Origin of the sequence: Pseudomonas sp. RC4D1, from assembly GCF_018390395.1 — a bacterium.
Lineage (GTDB): Bacteria > Pseudomonadota > Gammaproteobacteria > Pseudomonadales > Pseudomonadaceae > Aquipseudomonas > Aquipseudomonas danubii.
In genome coordinates this window covers 489,913-510,999 of sequence record NZ_JAHBAW010000001.1, presented here as the reverse complement: position 1 = coordinate 510,999, position 21,087 = coordinate 489,913, and the positions used below count along the sequence as shown (strand labels likewise).

At 61.9% G+C, this 21,087-nt stretch carries 17 protein-coding genes and 1 pseudogene; 6 read left to right on the top strand and 12 right to left on the bottom strand.

What is annotated here, in order from left to right:
• Positions 1–48: 48 nt before the first annotated feature.
• From lpdA to KHO49_RS02350, 8 genes are read right to left on the bottom strand one after another with little or no spacing between them, the layout of a single operon-like run.
• Positions 49–1,503 carry a dihydrolipoyl dehydrogenase gene (gene lpdA, locus KHO49_RS02385; protein ID WP_102882187.1) on the bottom strand — a complete coding sequence of 485 codons (1,455 nt, stop codon included), beginning with the start codon at positions 1,501–1,503 and terminating at the stop codon, positions 49–51.
• Positions 1,500–2,426 carry an alpha/beta hydrolase gene (locus KHO49_RS02380; protein ID WP_170001985.1) on the bottom strand — a complete coding sequence of 309 codons (927 nt, stop codon included), beginning with the start codon at positions 2,424–2,426 and terminating at the stop codon, positions 1,500–1,502. The genes lpdA and KHO49_RS02380 overlap by 4 nt, the downstream gene beginning before the upstream one ends.
• A gap of 36 nt (positions 2,427–2,462) precedes the next feature.
• Entirely contained in the window at positions 2,463–2,660 is a 198-nt protein-coding gene (locus KHO49_RS02375) for a rubredoxin (protein WP_102862648.1), read from the bottom strand.
• A gap of 37 nt (positions 2,661–2,697) precedes the next feature.
• Complete coding sequence (locus KHO49_RS02370) at positions 2,698–4,677, bottom strand: alpha/beta fold hydrolase (protein ID WP_102862647.1); 1,980 nt, start codon at positions 4,675–4,677, stop codon at positions 2,698–2,700.
• An 18-nt stretch (positions 4,678–4,695) separates the two neighbouring features.
• The gene (locus KHO49_RS02365; protein WP_102862646.1) at positions 4,696–5,016 is read right to left on the bottom strand and encodes an acyl carrier protein; all 321 of its coding nucleotides are present in this window, start codon (positions 5,014–5,016) and stop codon (positions 4,696–4,698) included.
• 51 nt (positions 5,017–5,067) lie between these two features.
• Positions 5,068–6,024, bottom strand: coding sequence for an acyl-CoA desaturase (locus tag KHO49_RS02360; RefSeq protein ID WP_102862645.1), 957 nt, complete (start codon positions 6,022–6,024; stop codon positions 5,068–5,070).
• Positions 6,025–6,055: 31 nt separating this feature from the next.
• On the bottom strand, positions 6,056–6,964 hold the full coding sequence (locus tag KHO49_RS02355; protein WP_170001981.1) for an acyl-CoA desaturase: 909 nt from the start codon (positions 6,962–6,964) through the stop codon (positions 6,056–6,058).
• Entirely contained in the window at positions 6,961–8,757 is a 1,797-nt protein-coding gene (locus KHO49_RS02350; RefSeq protein ID WP_249735459.1) for a fatty acyl-AMP ligase, read from the bottom strand. The genes KHO49_RS02355 and KHO49_RS02350 overlap by 4 nt, the downstream gene beginning before the upstream one ends.
• Before the next feature lie 367 nt (positions 8,758–9,124).
• On the opposite strand from KHO49_RS02350, the gene KHO49_RS02345 reads away from it, so the two are divergent.
• Positions 9,125–10,171: a GlxA family transcriptional regulator gene (locus KHO49_RS02345; RefSeq protein ID WP_249735458.1), complete on the top strand. Its 1,047-nt coding sequence runs from the start codon at positions 9,125–9,127 to the stop codon at positions 10,169–10,171.
• Between the two features lie 19 nt (positions 10,172–10,190).
• On the opposite strand, the gene KHO49_RS02340 is transcribed toward KHO49_RS02345, so the two are convergent.
• Positions 10,191–11,786: a DHA2 family efflux MFS transporter permease subunit gene (locus KHO49_RS02340; RefSeq protein WP_213664551.1), complete on the bottom strand. Its 1,596-nt coding sequence runs from the start codon at positions 11,784–11,786 to the stop codon at positions 10,191–10,193.
• 77 nt (positions 11,787–11,863) lie between these two features.
• Here KHO49_RS02340 and KHO49_RS02335 point away from each other — a divergent pair, with 77 nt between their 5' ends.
• A complete protein-coding gene (locus KHO49_RS02335; RefSeq protein ID WP_102882192.1) occupies positions 11,864–13,063 on the top strand; it encodes an HlyD family secretion protein in 1,200 nt (399 codons plus the stop codon).
• Between the two features lie 105 nt (positions 13,064–13,168).
• Here the strand turns inward: KHO49_RS02335 and mgrA are convergent, their stop codons facing one another.
• Positions 13,169–14,206 carry an L-glyceraldehyde 3-phosphate reductase gene (mgrA, locus tag KHO49_RS02330; RefSeq protein WP_102862639.1) on the bottom strand — a complete coding sequence of 346 codons (1,038 nt, stop codon included), beginning with the start codon at positions 14,204–14,206 and terminating at the stop codon, positions 13,169–13,171.
• Between the two features lie 843 nt (positions 14,207–15,049).
• Here mgrA and KHO49_RS31410 point away from each other — a divergent pair.
• The 3 genes and pseudogenes from KHO49_RS31410 to KHO49_RS02315 all read left to right on the top strand — a co-directional run bounded on the left by KHO49_RS31410 (position 15,050) and on the right by KHO49_RS02315 (position 16,126).
• Positions 15,050–15,271, top strand: coding sequence for a hypothetical protein (locus KHO49_RS31410; protein ID WP_213664550.1), 222 nt, complete (start codon positions 15,050–15,052; stop codon positions 15,269–15,271).
• Between the two features lie 164 nt (positions 15,272–15,435).
• Positions 15,436–15,783 (top strand): annotated as a pseudogene (locus KHO49_RS02320) (SDR family oxidoreductase); the annotation flags it as partial.
• A gap of 85 nt (positions 15,784–15,868) precedes the next feature.
• On the top strand, positions 15,869–16,126 hold the full coding sequence (locus tag KHO49_RS02315; RefSeq protein WP_110595310.1) for a hypothetical protein: 258 nt from the start codon (positions 15,869–15,871) through the stop codon (positions 16,124–16,126).
• 9 nt (positions 16,127–16,135) lie between these two features.
• Here the strand turns inward: KHO49_RS02315 and betT are convergent, their stop codons facing one another.
• Together betT and epsC are read right to left on the bottom strand one after the other, a co-directional pair.
• A complete protein-coding gene (gene betT, locus KHO49_RS02310; protein ID WP_170002611.1) occupies positions 16,136–18,097 on the bottom strand; it encodes a choline transporter BetT in 1,962 nt (653 codons plus the stop codon).
• Positions 18,098–18,663: 566 nt separating this feature from the next.
• A complete protein-coding gene (gene epsC, locus KHO49_RS02305) occupies positions 18,664–19,590 on the bottom strand; it encodes a serine O-acetyltransferase EpsC (protein WP_102862636.1) in 927 nt (308 codons plus the stop codon).
• 189 nt (positions 19,591–19,779) lie between these two features.
• Here epsC and KHO49_RS02300 point away from each other — a divergent pair, with 189 nt between their 5' ends.
• Entirely contained in the window at positions 19,780–20,775 is a 996-nt protein-coding gene (locus KHO49_RS02300; protein WP_213664549.1) for a D-cysteine desulfhydrase, read from the top strand.
• The last annotated feature ends 312 nt before the right edge of the window (positions 20,776–21,087 follow it).

Below are 21,087 nucleotides of genomic sequence, written 5' to 3'. Positions count from 1 at the left end.
TGCAGCAGGCCCCGGCCCCGCTGAATGAGCGAAGCCGGGGACAGCGGGCTATTTGACGCTGGAGGGAGCTTTCTTCTTGCGATTGCCGATATGAATCGCCTGGCCATTCACCGACAAGGCGGCTTCATGCAGGGCTTCGGACAGGGTCGGGTGGGAGAACACCATCATCCCCAGGTCTTCAGCGCTGGTGCCGAACTCCATGCCGATCGCGCCTTCCTGGACCAGTTCCGCAGCGCCCGGGCCGATCACATGCACCCCAAGTACCCGGTCGGTGCCGGCATCGGCAATGACCTTGACCAACCCGGCGGTGTCGTTGGCCGCCATGGCCCGGCTGCTGGCGGAGAATGGGAAGGTGCCGATGTTCAGTTCGATGCCCTGGGCCTTGAGGGCCTGTTCGGTCTGGCCAACCCAGGCGATTTCCGGGTGGGTGTAGATCACTGACGGGATCAGCTCGTAATTGAGCGGATGGTGATGCCCGGCAAGGCTCTCGGCCACCATCACCCCCTCCTCCGACGCCTTATGCGCCAGCATCGGGCCGCGCACCACGTCGCCAATGGCGAACACCCCAGGCACGCTGGTCAGGCACTGGCCATCGACATGAATAAAGCCGCGCTCGTCCAACTGCACACCGCTGTCGGCGGCCAGCAGATCGGTGGTCAGGGGCCGACGACCCACGGCGACGATCAGGCGGTCGAAGGTCTGCTGCTTGTCCTCGCCGCCCTCGCTGAGGCTGACCTTGACGCTGTCGCCTTGCACTTCGGATGCCGTCACCCGGGCCCCCAGGCGGATATCCAGGCCTTGCTTGCCAAAGATCTTCTGCGCCTCCTTGGCGATCTGCACGTCCACTGCCGGCAGGAAGCTGTCGAGGGCTTCGAGTACCGTCACTTCGGCGCCCAGGCGGGCCCAGACCGAGCCCAGTTCCAGGCCGATGACGCCGGCGCCGATCACCCCGAGGCGCTTGGGCACGCGGGTGAATTCCAGGGCTCCGGTGGAGTCGACGATCACCTTGTCGGTCAGCGGTGCGGCGGCGATGTCGATGGGGCGGGAGCCGGGGGCGAGGATGATGCTGGGGGCACTGATGCGCTGGGTGCTGCCGTCGGCCGCGGTGACTTCCACTTCCTTGTTGGCCAGCAACTTGCCGTGACCTTCCAGCAGGGCCACGCCATTGGCCTTGAACAGCGAGGCGATGCCGCCGTTGAAATTGCGCACCACGTTGTCCTTGCGCGCCAGCATGGCCGGCACATCCATCTGCGGATTGCGGATGCCAATGCCGTGCACTTCAAAACCGTTGCGCGCCTCGTAATAGTGATGAGAGCTGTCCAGCAATGCCTTGGAAGGAATGCAGCCCACATTGAGGCAGGTGCCGCCCAGAGCGGTCTTGCCGTCCTTGCCCTTGTAGCGCTCGATACAGACCGTCTTCAGTCCCAACTGCGCCGCCCGGATCGCCGCGACATAGCCACCAGGACCCGCGCCGATCACGATCACATCGTATTGTTCACTCATAGATTGCCGTCCTTTGCACAGACAAACTCGACCACAGCTCCCATGGTCGCCCTGTCCTTGAGAATTTTCAGGTGGCCAAGCCCGCGGGTTTGCAGGACTTGCCGGTGACGCAAGCCTTCAGCGAAGGATTGCAGGTCATCTGCCGGGACTTCCTGATCCTGCTGGTCATGCACCAGCAGCACCGGGATATCCACCTGGTGGCCATAACGACTGACCGCCAGGCTGCGCATGTCCTTCTGATAGCGTTGCTCAACCAGAAGTTGCATGCGTTGTCTGACGTCATCGTTGATCCACAGAAATGCCGCAAAACGCCGAACGACGTTTTCGATGTCGGCCGGCGCAGCCACCAGCACCGCCCGCTCGAAGCCCTTGCCGACCGGGGTGCTCAAGGCATACCCGGCGGCAGCCCCGCCCAGGGAGTGCCCGATCACCGTGTCGAACGGCCCCAGCTGTTGTTGCACCTGATCCAGCATGCTGACGAAGGTCGGCAGCGAGGCTTGCCGACCGCCGCTGCCGCCATGGCCGATGCAGTCGAAGGACAGCACTTCACAGCCCTCCTCCAGCAACAGCGGAATCAGGTACTGCCACTGGGTACTGGCGCCACTCCAGCCATGCACCAGCACCACCCGGCGCCGGACCTGCTGCGGGGTCCAGCGGAAACAACGCAGCCGCCCTTCCTCGGTTTCCAGGTCCTGCACCGTGGCGCTGGGCAGCGTCAGCGGAAAATGCTGGCGCAGCCGTTGTGGCGTGGTGAACAGCTTCAGCGCACGCGTTGCAGCACGCCGAGGAAGCAGCCGCGACTCCATCCAGAAGCTGCAACGCAGCAGCCCCAGAACCCCGTTGTAAATGCCCTTGAAGAGCATTTTCTTGAAGCTGCTACGCCGGCCCTTGGCGGGTGCCGACGCTTGCTCTTGGGTCGCCATCTTGCTTCCTCATCGACTACAGGGTTCAGCGCTGGATTACAGCTTCACCATGTTGAAATCCAACTTGCTCACGCCGCATTCCGGACAGGTCCAGTCTTCGGCAATGTCATCCCAGGCAGTGCCCGGAGGCACCCCCGAATCGGGATCGCCCAGCCGTTGATCGTAGATCCAGCCGCAGATCAGGCACATCCACAGGCCGGACTCGGTCACGGCGCTTTCAGCATAGGTCGTCATGGGTGGTTAACCATCGTCAAAAGGTTGTGCGTTGTGCTCATGCGCTGGCCTGAGCCACTTCGGCCACCTTGATGTTCTGTACAAGGAACTGCGCCACCTGCTCCAGCACCGCGGCATCGGAGAGAATGCGCACATGGCCGAGCCCGGACACTGGCTCCAGCTTCGCCCAAGGCATCAGCGTGGTGATCTGCTGCGCTTCGCAGAACGGCACGATCGGGTCGTTGAGGTCGTGCAGCACCAGGGTCGGCAACTGCAGGCCGTTGCCCAGGGCCGGGATGTCCCAGTGCTGGACCGGCACGCCGTTACGCTTCCACAGTTCACGGTGCATGGCCTGGACCACCGCCGGCTTGAGCTTGAGGTAACCGTTGGCCCAGCGCTGGATCACCACCGGCAGGTTGGCCGGCGAGCCCAGCAGGCACAGGGCCTTGATCCGGTGGGTCTCGGCCAGCTCCGCCAGGGCCCCGGTGGCGGCGATACCGCCCAGGGAGTGGGCGACGATTCCCACCACGTCACCTAGGGCGACGATGGCCGCTTTCACCGCGTCCTTGAACTCGGTCATGGTGCTCAAGGAGCCCGGCGAGATGCCGTGGGCCGGTGCATCGAAGGTCGCGACCTTGAAGCCTTGGCGCTGCAGGACGCGAGTGAAGGAGTACAGGCTGCGACTGTCTGCGCCCCAGCCATGGACCAGGAGGATGGTCTGGTCGCCCGTGCCCCATTGATAGCCGTGAGGAACGCCGGCGATGCCCTTGATATGGAAACGCTGGGCGCCCAGGGGGCTCATTTCCTTGTCGGGTTGCTTGATGTACTCCCGGGTGTAGCCGAACAGATCCGTGGCCTTGGCACCGGCGCTGTCCACCGAGAGCGACCCCAGAATGCCCATGTAGCTGCGCAGCAGCTGCTGCTTCAGGGTCAGAGGACTGTTGGCCGCCTTGGCGCCTGGCGTGCTCTGCCCCTCGGCGGCCTGGGCCGGCCGGTCAAAGGACTCATAGAAGCCATTGACCGGGTCGTACAGGTGACAGTTGCGCGCCACGTGCCAGACATCCTGCACGGTCATGGGTTTTTCCCTGACCATCCCTGGGAAGGCGCTCTTCAACGCTGCCTGGGCTTCGGGCAGGTTGTAGTGGGGAATGATCGGCGCCACGTGGTGCGCGGTGTGCACCGAAATGTAGTGGGTCAGGAACAGCAGCCACTTGGGGTACATGTAGTCAGTGGTCAGCAGCAGTCGGCTGCTGTTGAAGCTCCAGTGCTCCTTGGTCAGGAACGGAGTCTCATCGCTGATGTGGTGCATCATGGTGGTCAGGCTGAACCAGGCATGGGTCGCCAGCCACGGGGCAACGAAGTACAGGAACAGCCCGGTGAAGCCGGTGAAGTACACCAGGGTCGGCAGGTAGATCAGCGCAGCCACCACCATGAACAGGATCGAACGACGCACTTCGTTGCGCGCTTCGAGCTTGTGGAACATGGACGGACGGAAGCCCGAGTGGCGCTGGTAGTTGACCGTGCCCAGCCAGAACAGCCAGGTGCGGGTGCTGCTGTAGACCAGCTTGTCCCACCAGGGCATGGCGTCGTACTGCACGCGCAGTACCGGGCGCCAGTCGACGTCCATTTCCAGGTTGTTGGTGTTGGCGTGGTGCATGTTGTGCATATGGCGCCAGCCGTGGAACGGGTAGAGCAACGGCAGCAAGGCGATATGCCCGAGAATGTGGTTGAAGCTGCGATTGCGCGAGAACGAGTTGTGCCCGCAATCGTGGGCCACACAGAACAGGCCCCAGCCGCCCAAGCCGGCCACCAGCCACAGCGGCAGGTAGAACATCCAGTGCACGTGGGCGACCGCCACTATCGCGCCGATGTAGAGCATGTAGCTGACGACGAAGCTGAGCATCCCGCGCCAGACCCGTGGCTGATACAGGTGCTTGGGGATTGCGTCCGTCAGGCGCAGGCCTTCGATCTCCTGTGAGCGTCGAAGCAGGTCATTGAATTTATCGTTTTTTTGCGAAGGCATCTGTGCAATGGCCATGGCCAAGCTCCTGCGAAGTCAAACTTCGGATGTGGTCAGTTCGTTGGCCAGGTATTTGGACAAGTCATCGATGCTGGAGTATTCGAACAGCAAGGCCGGGGACAGGCGCTGCTCCATGAACTTCTCCAGGTCGCCCGCCACCTTCACCGCCACCAGCGAGTCGAGGCCGTAGGACTCGAAGCTGCGGGCGGTATCGACCTGGGACGGATCGATCTTCAGCAGCGTGCCCATCTTCTGCACCAGCCAATGCTTGATGCTCTCTTCGTTGAGTTCGACCGCCGCCTGTTTTTTCTCCGAGAAGCTCAGAGTGCTCAGCAAATTGGAAATGAAGTTGGACATAGGATCTTCCTTGATGAGTAGGGTGGTTTACAGATCAGACGATCCCGTTGTTCAGGATGCGGCCTGACGCTTACGGACTTTGTCGATCATTGCCTGGGACGGTGAACGCAGGTCTGAGACCAGTCTCAGCTTGCCCATTAACGCCAGTGTCCAGCCCGACAAGTCGGGCTCCCACCAATGCACGCCATGCCGGTACCAGGCAGGGAATGCGTGGTGATTGTTTTGCAGCCCCTCGCCAAAGGTGAGGAACGCGACAATCCAGTTGTTGGTGCTCTGGTCGTGGGTCACGAACGGCCGGGCGCCATAGCGGTGGCAGATGGAACCCACGCACCAGGCCGCCTGGTTGGCCACGAAGATCCGCGCCAGGCCGCCGAAGATCAGGCCGCTCCAGGCACCGGACCAGCTCTGGGTGACCAGGCCGCCGATGATCCCCGGCAACACCACGCCCAGGGCGACCCAGAACAGGTAGGTCTGGTTGTAGAAGAACAGCCGACGGTCACGCAGGATGTCGGGGGCAAAGAAGTTCCAGCTCGACATGTCCGGCGCCAGCATCCACGGCATGTGCGCATGCCACAGGCCCTTGGCGCGCTCCAGGCGGCTCTGGCCCATGAGGTTGGGCGAATGCGGATCACCGTGCTGGTCGCTGTAGGTGTGATGCCGGCGATGGGTGGTGACCCAGAACAGGATCGGCCCCTGGGCCGCCATGGAGCCGGCGATCAGCATCAGGCTGCTCATCAGACGCGAGGTCTTGAACGCGCGATGGGCCAGGTAGCGGTGATAGCCCATGGAGACGCCGAACATCTGGATCGCGTAGAACACCCCGAAGAGGATGAAGTCCAGGGCGTGCACCTGACCGGTGACCCACAAGCGGATCGCCTCGAAGGCACCGAACAGGGGCACCAGCATCACCGCCAGCGCAATGCGGGCCTTGGTTCTGGCGGCTGCCGGACTCAGCTGCGCGACACCGCTGATCTCTGGAGTCGCCGTGGTTGTGAGGATCTCGTCCATGAATAGCTTCCTGTGAGGTAAGGACCGGCAATCAGCTTTCTGTAGGTTCTGCAGCAACCGGCGCACCAGGACGCTTCACGTCCCAAGCCAGGCCGCACAAGGCCAGCAACTCGATGAACCAGCCACCGATATCCAGCTGCCAGGGCTTGAGCCCGGCGTGGGCCAGCGCCGGAAAGGCGTGGTGGTTGTTGTGCCAGCCGCCACCGACCGTTGGAATCGCCAGCCAGAACACGTTGCGGCTGGTGTCCCGGGTCGGGTGGTCACGGCCACCGACCCGATGGGCGAAGGAGTTGATGCACCAGGTGGCGTGGTCCACCAGGAAGATCCGCACAAAGCCGCCCCACAGCAGGCCACTCAGGGCGCCTTCCCAACTGCGGGTAATCAACCCGCACACCAGGGTCGGAAGCAGCAGGCCGAGGATGATCCACAGGTAGTAGCGCTGGTTGATCTGCATGATCAGCCGGTCGCGAATCAGGTCGGGAACGAACTGGCTCCAGTTCTGCTTTCTCAGGCTGAACAGCCAGCCCAGGTGGGCGTGCCACCAACCTTGGATATTGCCGACAAAGCCTTCCTTGAGCGGACGCGGCGAGTGCGGGTCGCCTTCCTTGTCGGTGAAGGCGTGATGCTGGCGGTGGGTGGCCGCCCAGAACAGGATCGGGCCCTGGGCTGCCATCGAACCGGCGATACCGAAAAACGCAGTGACCACCGGGCCGGCCTTGAACGCATGGTGGGAAAAGAAGCGGTGCATCCCCACTTCCACCCCCAGGGCGGTCAGCAGGTACATGCTGGCCAGTGCACCAAACTCCAGCCAGCCAATGCCCTGCTGCCAGGCCAGGACCAGTGCAACCACGGTGCCCACCGCCGGCACACCGACGGTCAGCCAGGCCAGTTGACGCTCGCGATGACCGGTACGGTCGATATGAGGATTCATGGCCGTCATGACAGAGCATCCGTAGGGGTTTTAAGAGGTTGTGCCGAGGCCGCAGCGGCCGAACGTCCGGCGCCGTAGCGTGCCAGGCTGTCGTTGAGCAGGGCCTGCCGGGTGGCCTGGCGCTGGACCTTGCCGCTGGTGGTCAGCGGGATGCCGCCCATGGGCGCCAGATGAATACGCGCCGGGGACACGCCAAACTGGCTGACCAGGGTGCTGGTGATCAGCTGGCGCAGTTGTTCCTGCTGGGCTTCGTCGAGTTTTTCGCTGCGCTTGATCTCGACCACGATCGCCAACTGCTCCTGCTGGCCGTTATCCACGCCCACCGCCACGCAACCATTGCTGCGGATGCGCGGGTCCGCGCTCTCGACCGCCAGTTCCAGGTCCTGGGGATACAGGTTGCGACCGGCAATGATGATCAGATCCTTGAGGCGGCCGGTGACGAACAGCTCATCCCGATACAAAGCCCCCAGGTCGCCAGTGCGCATGAAATGTCCGTCGACGCCCGGCAACTGGGCGCGGAACACTTGCTCGCTCAGCGCCTCCTTGCCCCAGTAACCAGCACCCACGTTATCGCCCTGGACCCAGATCTCGCCGATCTGGCCGTCGGCGACCGGCTGCAGGCTGACGGGATCGACAATCGCCAGGCGCAAGCCCGGGGCCACCCGCCCGCTGCTGACCAATGGCAAGGCGAATCCATCTTCGGCGTCGACAATGGCCAAGGTTCCGATGGCGAGCTGGTCCCGATCCACCTGGGTGTTGAATGCCGGTTGGTCATGGGGTTTGCCCGAGACCAGCACCGTCGCCTCGGCCAGGCCATAGCAGGGGCCCAGGGCCGCAGGGTTGAAGCCGGCGGCAGCGAAGCGCTCGGAGAAGCGCGCCAGGGTGTTTTGCCGGACCGGTTCGGCCCCACAGTAGATGGCCTTGAGCTTGCTCAGGTCGAGGGCTGCCAGCTCGTCATCGGTGATGTTTTCAACACACAGATCAAAGGCGAAGTTCGGCGCGATGGTGACGTCGGCGCCATACCTGGACACCGCATCCAGCCAGCGCAATGGCCGCTGGACAAAATGCCCGGGGCTGATGAGCACGGTCGGAAAGGCGTCGTAGATCGGCTGCAATATGCCGCCCATCAGGCCCATGTCGTGATAGGGCGGCAGCCAGCTGCAACCCACGCGATCCTGGGCCTTGCCCATCCACTGGCTGGCGCTGCGGCAATTGCTGTAGAGGTTGGCGTGGGTCAGCATCACGCCCTTGGGCGCGGAGGTAGAACCCGAGGTGTATTGCAGCAGGGCCAATTGACCGGGGGTCACAGCCTGCGCCTGCCAGGGTGCATTCTCCGTGGCCAGCTCTTGCGGATCGACCCATTGCGGCGCGGGTACATCATCCTGCAACAAGGCGTTGACCCGTTCCTGGGAGCGCATGAAACGCGAGCTGGTCAGCACGATTTGCGGATGGGCGTCGGCGCAGATCAACGCCAGGCGCTCCAGGCCTCGGGTCCCCACTGGCGGGAAAGCGGGAATCGCCACCGCACCGGCCAGGAACAGACCGAACAGAGAAACGATGTAGTCGATACCGGTCTCGAACAGCATCAGCACCCGTTTTCCCCGGGGCTCGAAAATCTGCAGCGCCGCGGCCAATCGTTGACTACGCTGCCACAGTTCGGCGTAGCTGATGGCCGCCTCCTCTTGCTCGCCATCGAGCAAGTGGATAAAGGCGGTTGCATCAGGTTGAAGCCAGGCGCGATAAGCCAGTACTTCGGTAACCGAACTTAAACATTCGATTCCCAGGGTGCCGGCCAGCGACAAATCATCAACTGCTAAGTGCGCTGAGAAGGTCTGATTAACATCATTTAGATAATCACGAGGCACGGCGTAGTTCATTCAAAATCCTTTTTAAATGGAGAGCCATATATTGACCTAATGGTCGTTTATTATTTTCAGCACTAAGGAACCGAACAAACACCCCTAACGAGGGGAGCTCTTACTAGGCAGTAGACAAGATGTCATTTTATTGACAGGGCGAAGCATTCACTTAATGAATGCCTATTTTCTTATATGTCCCACTGGGAATAGCGTGGGCAGAGAAAGTTAGATTTGGACGCGTTGAGAAGTCTGCCACCAGCTTGTATATTTTGCTAATGCACAAATGGACACTTACAGGGAGAAAATGGACATGGATGTGCTCACGTTGATCGCGCTGGAAGGAGCCATGGGGTCAAGTGTGGCGATCACCTTGGATGTGCTGCGTACTGCCAACCAGATCGCCGAAGTCATGGGACGCCCCACCATTACCTGGAAGATCATCGGCAGCAGTGAATCCGTACGAATGCGCAATGGCATGCGCCTGGATGCACTGCCACTGGACAGCGCCCAGACCATTGAAGGCAGCATGCTGGTCATCCCGGGGCTGGGGCTGGAAAACACCCAGGAGCTCGATTTCTTTGGCTGTCGCCGGGAAAAGCGGCAGCCGGGCCTCAGTCAGTCCACCGAGCTCATTGCCCGGCTCGGGCACAACGACATCCGCAAGCTGAGCAAGCTGGTGCAAGAACACCACCTGCGCGGGCGACAGACTGCGGCGTCCTGCTCGGCGGTTTTCGTCCTGGGGGAGGCAGGGATTCTCGAGGGCCGCACCGTCACCACCCACTGGCAACTGTACGAGACCTTCAAGCAGCGTTATCCCGAGGCGATACTCGACACAAAGCGCATGCTTATTCATGACGGAAATATGATTACTGCTGGCGCAGGCATGTCGCAAATGGATCTGATGCTTTATGTACTGCGCAATAAGATGGGTAATCAAATTGCCGAGCTGACCATGCGCTATCTGCTGATAGATGGTCGGCCTGCGCAATATCACTACATGGCCCTATCCAACTTACAAACAGAAAATCGCGAAGTGCTGATGCTGGAAAAGTTCATCGAGGACTGCCTGCCCAACGTTCCTCCATTGAGCACCATTGCCGAGCACTTGCGCATCACCGAGAAGACCTTATCGCGCAGAATCCGTAGCGCCACGGGTAAGCCGCCCATGGCCTTCATTCAGAAAGTTCGCCTGCAACATGTTCAAAGCTTATTGGAAACTACCAACATGAGCATTGAAGAAGTTGCCTTCAAAGTAGGCTATTCCGACGCGACGGCACTACGTCGATTGATGTGGAAAAACATGGGCTGCACGCCGAGCCAGTTGCGCAAGGCCAGGTCCGGCCCGCCGATCATCTGATCAGCGCGCACTGGAGCCATCACTTGTCATCCTCGGCCGTGCCTGGCGCAGCCGGGGGAACCTTGCACAGTGGCACCAGCAGCAGCGCCACCACGAACATCATCGCCATCAGGCGGAATACATCGCCAAACGCCAGGGTCAAGGCTTCACGCCCCACCAATCTGCCGAGAATGCCCTGGGCCATGAGGAATGCGTGGCTGAAGTCAGGCGTATCGGCGGCGATCTTCAGGGCCAACTGCCCCATCAGTTCCTGGGCCGCAACCGCCTTGGCACCCAAGGATTCCGACAGACGCAGCCCCTGGGTTCGGGCGTCGTCCTGCAGCCAGGTGTTGACCGTTGCAATGCCAATGGCGCCCCCCAGGTTGCGCATCAGGTTGAACAGGCCGGAGGCCTGACGCAATTCCACGCCCTGGAATGAACTCAAGGCCATGTTCACACTGGGAACGATGCAGAGCATCAGGAACAGGCCGCGGGCAACTTGAGGAACCAGCAGCTCATCGAATCCCCAGTTGGACGTGACCCGGGAGGTCAGCCACAAGCTCAGCGCCAGGCCCAGAAAGCCCACCGAAATGATCAAGCGTCGATCAACCTTCTCCGAAGCCCGGGCGGCAATGATCGTACTCACCAGTTGCCCGATTCCCACGACGAAAACGGTGGTGCCGATTTCCAGGCTGTCGAAACCCCGCACTCGTCCGAGAAACACCGGGACCAGATAAGTCGAGGAATACAGGCCAAAGCCAATCACCAGGTTCAGCAGGCAGGCGATGGAAAAGGTCCGATCGCGAAAGGGCACCAACGACACAATCGGGTTATTCGAATACAGCGAACGCTCGATAAACAAACCAAAGGAGACAATGGAAACCCAGGCGGCAATGACAATCCCGCTATCGCTGAACCAGTCCTTGCGCGGCCCCTCTTCCAGCACGTACTCGAAGCAGCCCAGTGCCAGGGCCATGGCCACGAAGTGCAGCCAGTCGATCCGCCGCAACATCGACAGATCGGGGCGATCCACATCGATCAGCAGCGCCGCACCAACGCAGATCAGCAGCCCCGGCAGCACGTTGATAAAGAAGATCCAGCGCCAGTCCAGGTAGAAGGTCACCAGCCCGCCCACCGTAGGGCCCAGCGTCGGCGCCAGCACCGCTGTCATGCCGAGGATGGCCGGGACCATCGCCCGCTGCTTGCCCTCGAATAGCACGAAACCCACGGCAAACACCGTAGGCACCATGGCCCCGCCGGCGAAGCCTTGCAGGGCCCGCAATACAATCATCGACTCGATGTTCCAGGCCATCCCGCAGCCAATGCTGAACAAGGTAAAAAATGCCGCACTGACAGAGAACAGCCAGCGGGTGGAAATCGCCTGGGCGAGGAATGCCGAGAAGGGAATCATGATCAGTTCGGCGATCAGATAGGCGGTCTGCACCCAACTCACTTCATCAGGGCCGGCACTGAGTCCGGCCTGCACATCGTTCAGGGATGCCGCCACGATCTGGATATCGATCAACGCCATGAACATGCCAAAGGCCATGATGGTGAAGACCAGAAACTTGCGTCGAGTGGACTGTTGACCAGGCTGGGCGCCCGCGTCAGGGAGGTCGGATACGCTTGTCGTCACGGTAGGTACTTCCCTGTAGTATTGCGACCGCCATATGAATATTATGATCGTAATTCAAAACAGCATGGAGCTTCAACATGGAGCAGAGCACCCAGACTCAGAACGCCATCCTGCAAGCCACGCAAGAGACGGAAAAGCCGCGCAAGCGCTCCAAACGGCCTCTGATCGCGGGTGCCATTGCCATGACCTTGGTGGCGGTCGGAGTGGCCTGGGTGCTGATGGCGCCTTCAACTGAAGCCACCGACGACGCCTACATCGCCGCCGATGCCACCTCCGTCGCACCACGGGTTCATGGCCTGGTGACCGAAGTCCTGGTCAAGGACCACCAGACCGTCACTGCCGGACAACCCCTGGTGCGCATCAACAGCGAAGAGTTCGATAGCCGAGTCGCCCTGGCCGAAGGCGATCTCGCCGACAATCAAGCCCAGGTCGCCCTGGCTGAAGCAGCCCTGACGATCCAGGATGCCGAACAGCGCCTGGCCAACGCTCGGGTGCTGGCGGCGCGCACCTCAATCCGCACCAACCAGGCCGAGTCCAAGCGCGCAGGGGCGGAACGTAACCGTTTCGACACCCTGGTCACTACCGGTGCTGTGGCGCGCAACGAAGTCGAGAAATACAGCACTCAGGCGATCTCGGCAGAGCAAGGTCTCGCCTATGCCCAAGCCATGCTGCAAGTGGCGGAAAACGACCTTGCTGTCACTTCAGCCCAACGCGAACGCTTGCAGGCGCAGCTGCAAATGGCCAAGGCCAAGGTGGTGACGGCGAAAGCCCGACTGGAGCTGGCGCAACAGGACCTGCGACACACCACTGTCTATGCGCCGATGGATGGCACCGTGGGCAATCGGCAGATTCAAGTGGGGGACTATGTGCAACCGGGCTCACGCCTGCTGACCCTGGTGCCGCTGCATGACCTTTATGTATTGGCCAACTTCAAGGAAACCCAGACTCAGCACATGTACCCAGGCCAATCCACCCGTATCAAGGTCGATGCCTTGCCGGGCGTGAGTATCGTCGGCACCGTGGAAAGCCTGGCGCCGGGTTCAGGTTCGACCTTCGCCCTGCTGCCCTTTGAACCGGGAACCGGCAACTTCACCAAGATCGTGCAGCGGGTGCCGGTGCGCATTCGCTTCAACGCCGACCAACCGGGCCTCGAGCGCCTGCGGCCGGGTCTGTCGGTGACCGCCAAAGTCGATCTGGGAGACTCCCAGGAACGCGCAGTGGCCAGCACCCAGACCTCGCTGAAAGTCAGCACCAACACAGCCGCCCCGGCGCACTGACAGGGCCGGCAACAGCTTCGCCCAGCGCCCCGCTCCAGGCGCCCAGACAGCCCCCGACAGATAACTCTGCTGGGGGCTGTTTGCTCAGTGCAGAGCCTGAAGGACCTACTCTGCCGTCGATGGCCTTTCCCACAGATTGATCCGCCCCTCTTTGGCGAAATGATCGATTTCCGCCAGCTCCTCTACGGTAAAACTCAAGTTCTGCAACGCCCCGACATTCTCGATGATCTGCTCCGGTCGGCTCGCGCCAATCAGCGCCGACGTCACCCGCGGGTCGCGCAGGGTCCACGCCAGGGCCAACTGCGCCAGGCTCTGGCCGCGATTCCTGGCGATCTCGTTGAGGGCCCGCACATGGGCGATATTGGCCTCGGACAAATGAGCGGCCTGCAACGAACCACCGCCCGGACGATTGACTCGCGCATCCTCGGGAATGCCATTGAGGTATTTGTCGGTAAGCAGCCCCTGGGCCAGCGGCGTAAAGGCGATGACCCCGACCCCAAGCTCGTCGGTGGTATCCAGCAAGTCCTTCTCCACCCAGCGGTTGAGCATGTTGTAGGCCGGCTGATGGATCAGCAACGGCACCTTCCACTCCTTGAGCAGCGCGGCGATTTCCCGGGTTTTCACCCCGGAGTAGGAAGAAATGCCGATGTACAGCGCCTTGCCCTGCTGCACCGCGCTGGCCAGGGCGCTGGCGGTTTCCTCCAGCGGGGTATCCGGGTCGAAACGATGGGAATAAAAGATATCCACATAGTCCAGGCCCAGGCGCTGCAGGCTCTGGTCCAGGCTGGCCAGCACATATTTGCGCGAGCCTCCGCCCTGGCCGTAAGGCCCTGGCCACATGTCCCAACCGGCCTTGCTGGAGATGATCAACTCATCGCGATAGGCCTTGAAGTCTTCCCGCAGCAGCCGGCCGAAATTGATCTCGGCACTGCCATAGGGCGGGCCATAGTTGTTGGCCAGGTCGAAGTGATTGATGCCCAGGTCGAAAGCCGTGCGCAGCAAGGCGCGTTGGGTATCGATGGGCGTGCTGTCGCCAAAGTTGTGCCAAAGCCCCAGGGACAGCGCCGGCAGCACCAGGCCACTGCGTCCGACACGGCGATAGGGAATGGAGTCGTAGCGATTTTCGGCAGCTAGATAAGTCATCGAATCCTCTTTGGGTTGGGGTCAATCTGGAAGGGTTAACCTCGGCACACACATTGCCGGCCTTACTCACCGGCACACCACCGTGGCTACGGCCCTTCATACTCTGCTCTGAACAATCCGCGCCACTGCAGTTCCGGAATCTCCTGCGCCGCAAAATCCTGCAACCCTGCCGGACGATGCGATACCCACTGCCGGAAGGACTCAAATTTTTCCCGGGCACGACGCTGCGGTCAGCCATGAAAACGAATGTGCCAGGCATGATTTTCATGGATTACATACTAAATTCGTACTACCCGAGACACCCTTTCAGGTCGACGCAAAAGTCCTGGGCGCAGGCCAGGGAGGACCGCACAGTGAACACCACCTCAGCGGTTTGCACCGCCAGATCGCGCCCGCTCTCGAAGACCCGAGCTGGACAATCAGGGGATAACCCTGGGATGGCCGCGTCACATTCAACGGCCCTTTGATTGGGAAGATTGCCGCGAAACTGCCCAGTAAATGCGGTAACTGCGGGTTATCGTACTGACCACTCATCTTATCCCGGACACAGGCATCGCCCTGCCAATTGCCGCAAAGCCCGGTCACTGACTGATAGAACTTCCGTGCCCGACGATAAGGTGCGACATGTTGCTCACGACCGAAATTCGCGCTACGACGGCATTGTCGGAGTTCACCCGATCAACCCCTTCCGCCCCCTGAAAGAAGAACCTTCAGGCCACTATACGTACTACATAGCACGGTACGTTATAGTTCTTAGCACTAGTGGCAATACGCCCCGTTCGCTCGATCACGGCCGCCGAGGCCCAGCGCACAACCAAGGGTTCGAAGAAGGTGGAGCGGGCCATGCGCTCGGCAATGGAGTCTGTGGCGCTTGCCAGGCTGTCGGCGACAAACAGCGCATCGAAGCGACATGGCTCCGGCGATCTGCGCCAGTTCTTTATAGACCGCAAAATCCAGTCTTGCCTGGGCCGGCATATACGCATGACGCCAGGCAGCAAGGTGCTGACCGACAGCCATAAGACAGGTCCCGAACTTGTTATGGCGGGGGGAAATGAGCACGGATGACTCCATGCTCATGCTGCAAAAGGGACAACCCCAAAGCCCGCCGTAGGAGCCGGTCGAAGCGCTCCGAGCTCGTCCAGGCTGCGCGGCTCACCGTGATGCGCCAAATAGCTCGGGCTGGCGCAGGTCACCTGTTGCAGATTCGCCACCCGTCGGGGGCAATCAGCGAGGGCGGCCGCATCGCCAACTTTTCCAGCAGCACCGCGGGCCTCAACCTGCCGGGCTATGCGCCGTAAATCGCCAGCAAGGCCGCGGTGGAATCCCTGGCCCAGGTGTTCGCCAAGGAACTGCGCGGACGCCAGATCACGGTCAATGCCGTAGCGCCAGGGCCGGTGGCTAGCGAGCTGTTCGTAAAGGGCTAGAGCGAGGAACAAATAGCGAGTTTCGCCAAGATGCCGCCCCTGGAGCGCCTCGGCCAGCCGGAGGATATCGCCAACATCATCAGCTTCCTGGCAAGCCCGGCGGCGGCCTGGGTCAACGGACAGATTCTGCAGGCCAATGGCGGGCGGGTTTGACGCCTATGCTCGAAACACAAGCCCGTAAATCCATTCACCGGCAAGCGGTACGCCGCCTGGCCGCTCCTGCAAGGAGATGCCCATCATGCACACCACCATCATCATCACCTTCGGCCTGATCCTGCTGGCGCTGGTGCTGTTTATCGGCGAACGACTGGGCTTTGCCCGACAGACCTTGGGCTATGGATTTACTGGGTTGTGGCTGGCGTTGACGGTGATCAACGGCGCGGTGGGGATGGTCACCGCCCATCAGCCCCTGAGATCGGAACTGATGGTCGGCAGCCTGGTGTTTGCCGTGCCAGTGCTGGCCCTGGTGCTCTACTTGCTGTTCACCAGGGCCTGAGCGTCTGGCTCAGCGCACCAGATGCAGGAACTGCATGTGGCGTTCGTACTGGTCGAGGATGTCGTTGATGATCTGCTCCTTGGTGTAACCCATCAGATCGTAATCCTGACTGCCCTCGGCCAGATGCACCTCGGCCCGGTAGTAACGGCGGTTGCGCAGCTCTTTGGGGCCCATGCCACCACGGGCGAAGGACGGGGTGAAGTACCCACGCATCTGCACCTGATAGATGAACGGATGCTGGTCGCCATGGCCGATTTCCAGGCTCACGCTGTCGTTGGCCGGGTCGGGCTGGGTCACCACGTTCAGGCCTTTCTCGACGAATACCGCGGTCACCTCTTCAATGGCCGGGCGCACCGTCTGGTCAAGGAAGCGATACACCTCGTCCCGTGACGGGAAGTGCACCGCCTGGCTCAGGCGCTGGCGCCAGCCGCCCTTGCCGCGCCGCGAAGGCGCCACCGGGGCCAGGGAATGCAGCTGGGCGATGCGCCGCTGCGATTCCAGGTAGAACGCCTTGTGCAGCCCCCACATCATCAACAGCAGAATCAGCGAAAACGGCAGTGAGGTCAGCACCACCGCCGACTTCAGCGAGTCGATGCTGCCAGCGAACAGCAACGCGCTGGTGACCAGCGCGGTCATCGCGCCCCAGAACACCCGCAGCCATTTCGGCCCGTCTTCATCGGCGTTGCCGCCCTTGGCCGACAGGGTCGAGAGCACCACGGTGCCGGAGTCCGCCGAGGTGACGAAGAACACGAAGCTGATGAACACCGTGACCGCGATCACGGTCTTGCTCCAGGGGTAGGTTTCCAGCAGCAGGTAGAGGGTCATCGACGGGTTGTCGATGGCCGACAGGCCCAGGGCGCTCATGCCGTGGTTGAGCACCTGGTCGATGGCGCTGTTACCGAAGATCGACATCCACGCCAGGGTGAAGCCCAGGGGAATCAGCAGCACGCCAAAGACGAACTCACGAATGGTCCGGCCCCGGGAAATCCGTGCGATGAACAGCCCCACGAAGGGCGACCAGGCAATCCACCAGGCCCAGTAGAACACCGTCCAACCGCCCAGCCAGTCGCTGGGCTTGTTGTAGGCGTAAACGTCGAAACTCTTGGTCGGCAAGGCGCCCAGGTAGTCCCCCAGGTTCTGGATCAGGGTGTTGAGCAGGTGCTGGGTTGGGCCGGCGAACAGCACGAACAGCAGCAGCGCCACCGCCAGCAGCATGTTGATGTCGGACATCACCCGCACGCCCTTGTCGACTCCCGACACCGCAACAATGATCGCCGCGCCCATCATCAAGGTGATCAGGCCGACCTGAATCCACTGGGTGTGAGCGATGCCGAACAGGTAGTCGAGGCCGGAGTTCAGGTGCAGCACACCAAAGCCCATGTCGGCACCCAGGCCGAACACCGTAGCGATGATGCCGAAGCCGTCCACCGCATAGCCGATGGGGCCGTTGATGCGCTTGCCGATCAGCGGATACAGCGCCGAACGCAGGGCCAGCGGCAGGTTATGCCGGTAGGCAAAGTAGGCCAGGGCCATGCCGACGAAGGCGAACACCCCCCAGCCGTGCAGGCCCCAGTGCAGGAACAGCAACTGCATGCCCTGACGCGCCGCCTCGGCAGTGCCGGCCTCACCCTGGGGCGGTTGCAGCATGTGGGTCAGGGGCTCGGAGACGCAGAAGAAGAACAGGGTGATGCTGATCCCGGCGGCGAACAGCATGCCGGCCCAGGACAGGTAACTGAACTCGGGTTCGTCGTGGTCGGCACCGAGCTTGATCTTGCCGTAGCCGGACAAGGCGGTGACCACCACGAAGACCAGGTACAGGGTCATCGCCAGCATGTAGTACCAGCCGACCGTGTTGGCCGCCCAGTTTTGCGCCGCCAGGAGCCAGGCGCCGGCCTGCTCGGGCATGGAAATCACCACCACGCCGAAGATCAGGATAAAGCTCGCGGCGAAGTAGAACACCGGAGGGTTCATGCGAATCAGAGTATTCGCGGAGCTGGATGGCGCACTCATGAAGGGTGCACCTCGAAGGGATGAAACACGGCTGAAATGTACGGACTCAGCAAAGGCAAGCCTCCTGTTGTGAGCGGGCAGCGAACCACCGGTTTAACTTGAACGAGCGTTCAAGTTAAACATGGATAGGCGGTCGAGGACTAATCGCAGGGCTCAGCGGTACTGTTCAGTACGCTAGCTCAGGGAAGGGTATGACGTATGTCGGACGCAATCGTTCAGCAGAAAAACGCTGCCCGCACGCGGTGCCGCTGCCGCAGGCTGCGCAGGGTTTGGGCGGCACACCGGCGCGGCGAGATTGAAGCCGCTGAAATTCGGCGGCTCATCGACAAGCAAGGTCCTGCGGACCTTTTCCCAGCCTCGCAGGCTCGGCAGCGGCTACAAGAAGCTGGTGCAGCGGGAGGCATGGACGCCTCTGTAGCCGCTGCCGCAGGCTGCGCTAGGCACCGCAGGGGCCTCGGCGGTGGTGGAATCGCCGGCGAGCCTGCGGCTCGTTCACAGCCTTCGGCAGCGGCTACAGAAGGCCTGTCCTACTTTTGCGAGCCGTCATCGTGCTGCAGGTTGGCCTGGGTCAGGTTGCAACCGGCCGGCACGCTGCGGGTCAGCCAGACGTTGCCGCCAATGGTCGAGCCCTTGCCGATGGTGATGCGCCCCAGGATGGTCGCGCCGGCATAGATCACCACGTCGTCCTCAACGATCGGGTGACGCGGGTGGCCCTTCTGCAACTGGCCGTCTTCGTCTGCCGGGAAGCGCTTGGCCCCCAGGGTCACCGCCTGGTAGATGCGCACCCGCTCGCCGATGATCGCGGTCTCGCCGATCACTACACCCGTGCCGTGATCGATGAAGAAGCTGCGGCCGATCTGCGCCCCGGGGTGAATGTCGATGCCGGTGGCCGAGTGGGCAATTTCCGAACTGATCCGCGCCAGCAGCGGCAAACCTGCTCGGTACAGATGGTGCGCCAGGCGGTGGTGGATCACCGCCAGGATGCCGGGGTAGCACAGCAGCACTTCATCCACGCTACGGGCCGCCGGATCACCGTGGTAGGCGGCCAGCACGTCGGTGTCCAGTAACACCCGCAGGCCGGGCAGGGCCAGGGCGAAGTCCTGGATCAGGCGAATCGCCTTGGCGTTGACCTCGGCGTCCGCCTCACCGTTCTGCCGGGCCACATAACGCAGTTCAAGACGCGCCTGGGCCAGCAAGGCATTGAGCGCCGCGTCCAGGGTGTGGCCGACGTAAAAGTCTTCACTCTCTTCGCGCAAATCCACCGGCCCCAGGCGCATGGGGAACAGCGCACCGCACAGGGCTTCAAGGATCTCTGCCATGGCCGCTCGCGACGGCAGTTCGCGCCCGCCCTGTTCACCACTGACCCGACCGTTGCGGCTACGCCACTGATCACGGGCATCACGCAGTTGGCCAACGATGGTCTGCAATTGCCAATGGCTGGAACGCTCGCTCACGATAAGACTCCTTACTCGGGCGGCCGGACAATCGGGCCGCGCAAACGGCGATCACTTTACGCCCCACCAGGGCGAGGTTTAAGAACTAATTGTTCGGCTCACAGCACTTTTTCGCATAAGCGATTGACGGTTGCCCGGGCAAATATCGCTGCCTATAGTCCCTGCACCTTCCCTGTTCCGTGCGGACTCATGATCAAACAACAGCTTGCCCGCTTTAATCGTCTGGACCTGCTCGGGTCTACCACCGCCCTGGAAAAACTCGAACGCCTGTCGGCCTGGATCGGGCGCGATATCTACGTCAAACGCGACGACACCACGCCTCTGGCCATGGGCGGCAACAAGCTGCGCAAGCTCGAATACCTGGCCGCCGACGCCCTGGCCCAGGGCGCCGACACCCTGATCACCGCCGGGGCCATCCAGTCCAACCACGTGCGCCAGACCGCGGCCCTGGCCGCCAAGCTGGGGCTGGGTTGCGTGGCCCTGCTGGAAAACCCCATCGGCACCGAAGACCCCAACTACCTGGGCAACGGCAACCGCCTGCTGCTGGATCTATTCGACGCCAAGGTCGAGTTGGTGGAGAACCTCGACCAAGCCGATGAACAGTTGCACGCCCTGGCCGCGCGCCTGCGCAGCAACGGCAAGACCCCCTACCTGGTGCCCATCGGCGGCTCCAATGCCCTGGGTGCCCTGGGTTACGTGCGGGCCGGCCTGGAGCTGGCGCAGCAGATCGAAGACAGCGGCCTGGAATTCGCCGCGGTGGTGCTGGCCTCCGGCAGCGCCGGCACCCACAGCGGCCTGGCCCTGGCCTTGAGCGAAGTGCTGCCACAGTTGCCGGTGATCGGCGTGACCGTCTCGCGCAGCGACGAGGATCAGCGGCCCAAGGTCCAGGGCCTGGCCGAACGCACCGCCGAACTGCTGGGGGTGAACCTGCCGGAGGCGTTCAACGTGCAACTGTGGGACGAATACTTCGCCCCTCGCTACGGCGAACCCAATGCCGGCACCCTGGCCGCGGTCAAGTTGCTGGCCAGCCAGGAAGGCCTGTTGCTCGACCCGGTGTACACCGGCAAGGCCATGGCCGGCCTGCTGGACGGCGTCGGTCGCCAGCGTTTCAACGATGGCCCGATCATCTTCCTGCACACCGGTGGCGCCCCGGCCCTGTTCGCCTACCCCGGCGCCTTCGCGTAGGAAGTGAAGTTTTGTGTAGGAGCCGGCTTGCCGGCGAAGAGGCCCGTAAGCCTTGCGCCGTCCTCGACGGCGCCTTCGCTGGCAAGCCAGTTCCTACGAGGGAGGAGATTGCTCGTGGACAACCAAACAAAAAAGAATAACAAAGTGAATTTATATTATTTTTAAAACTATAAACGCCGCTTTATAGTCGCGCCGCAGGCTGATTTGCCCAAAGACGCATACGCTGCATTAAGGCAGGATAAAGCGTCACGCTCGGCTCACCGATTGGCCTGCATCTCCCACCCGCATCGTGCATAAGAAAACTCACAGGGG

Excerpts from the sequence above, each read along its gene's own strand:
- lpdA (WP_102882187.1), bottom strand. The coding sequence starts at position 1,503 with ATGAGTGAACAATACGATGTGATCGTGATCGGCGCGGGTCCTGGTGGC.
- KHO49_RS02380 (WP_170001985.1), bottom strand. The coding sequence starts at position 2,426 with ATGGCGACCCAAGAGCAAGCGTCGGCACCCGCCAAGGGCCGGCGTAGC.
- KHO49_RS02375 (WP_102862648.1), bottom strand. The coding sequence starts at position 2,660 with ATGACGACCTATGCTGAAAGCGCCGTGACCGAGTCCGGCCTGTGGATG.
- KHO49_RS02370 (WP_102862647.1), bottom strand. The coding sequence starts at position 4,677 with ATGGCCATTGCACAGATGCCTTCGCAAAAAAACGATAAATTCAATGAC.
- KHO49_RS02365 (WP_102862646.1), bottom strand. The coding sequence starts at position 5,016 with ATGTCCAACTTCATTTCCAATTTGCTGAGCACTCTGAGCTTCTCGGAG.
- KHO49_RS02360 (WP_102862645.1), bottom strand. The coding sequence starts at position 6,024 with ATGGACGAGATCCTCACAACCACGGCGACTCCAGAGATCAGCGGTGTC.
- KHO49_RS02355 (WP_170001981.1), bottom strand. The coding sequence starts at position 6,964 with ATGACGGCCATGAATCCTCATATCGACCGTACCGGTCATCGCGAGCGT.
- KHO49_RS02345 (WP_249735458.1), top strand. The coding sequence starts at position 9,125 with ATGGATGTGCTCACGTTGATCGCGCTGGAAGGAGCCATGGGGTCAAGT.
- KHO49_RS02335 (WP_102882192.1), top strand. The coding sequence starts at position 11,864 with ATGGAGCAGAGCACCCAGACTCAGAACGCCATCCTGCAAGCCACGCAA.
- mgrA (WP_102862639.1), bottom strand. The coding sequence starts at position 14,206 with ATGACTTATCTAGCTGCCGAAAATCGCTACGACTCCATTCCCTATCGC.
- KHO49_RS31410 (WP_213664550.1), top strand. The coding sequence starts at position 15,050 with ATGCGCTCGGCAATGGAGTCTGTGGCGCTTGCCAGGCTGTCGGCGACA.
- KHO49_RS02315 (WP_110595310.1), top strand. The coding sequence starts at position 15,869 with ATGCACACCACCATCATCATCACCTTCGGCCTGATCCTGCTGGCGCTG.
- betT (WP_170002611.1), bottom strand. The coding sequence starts at position 18,097 with ATGAACCCTCCGGTGTTCTACTTCGCCGCGAGCTTTATCCTGATCTTC.
- KHO49_RS02300 (WP_213664549.1), top strand. The coding sequence starts at position 19,780 with ATGATCAAACAACAGCTTGCCCGCTTTAATCGTCTGGACCTGCTCGGG.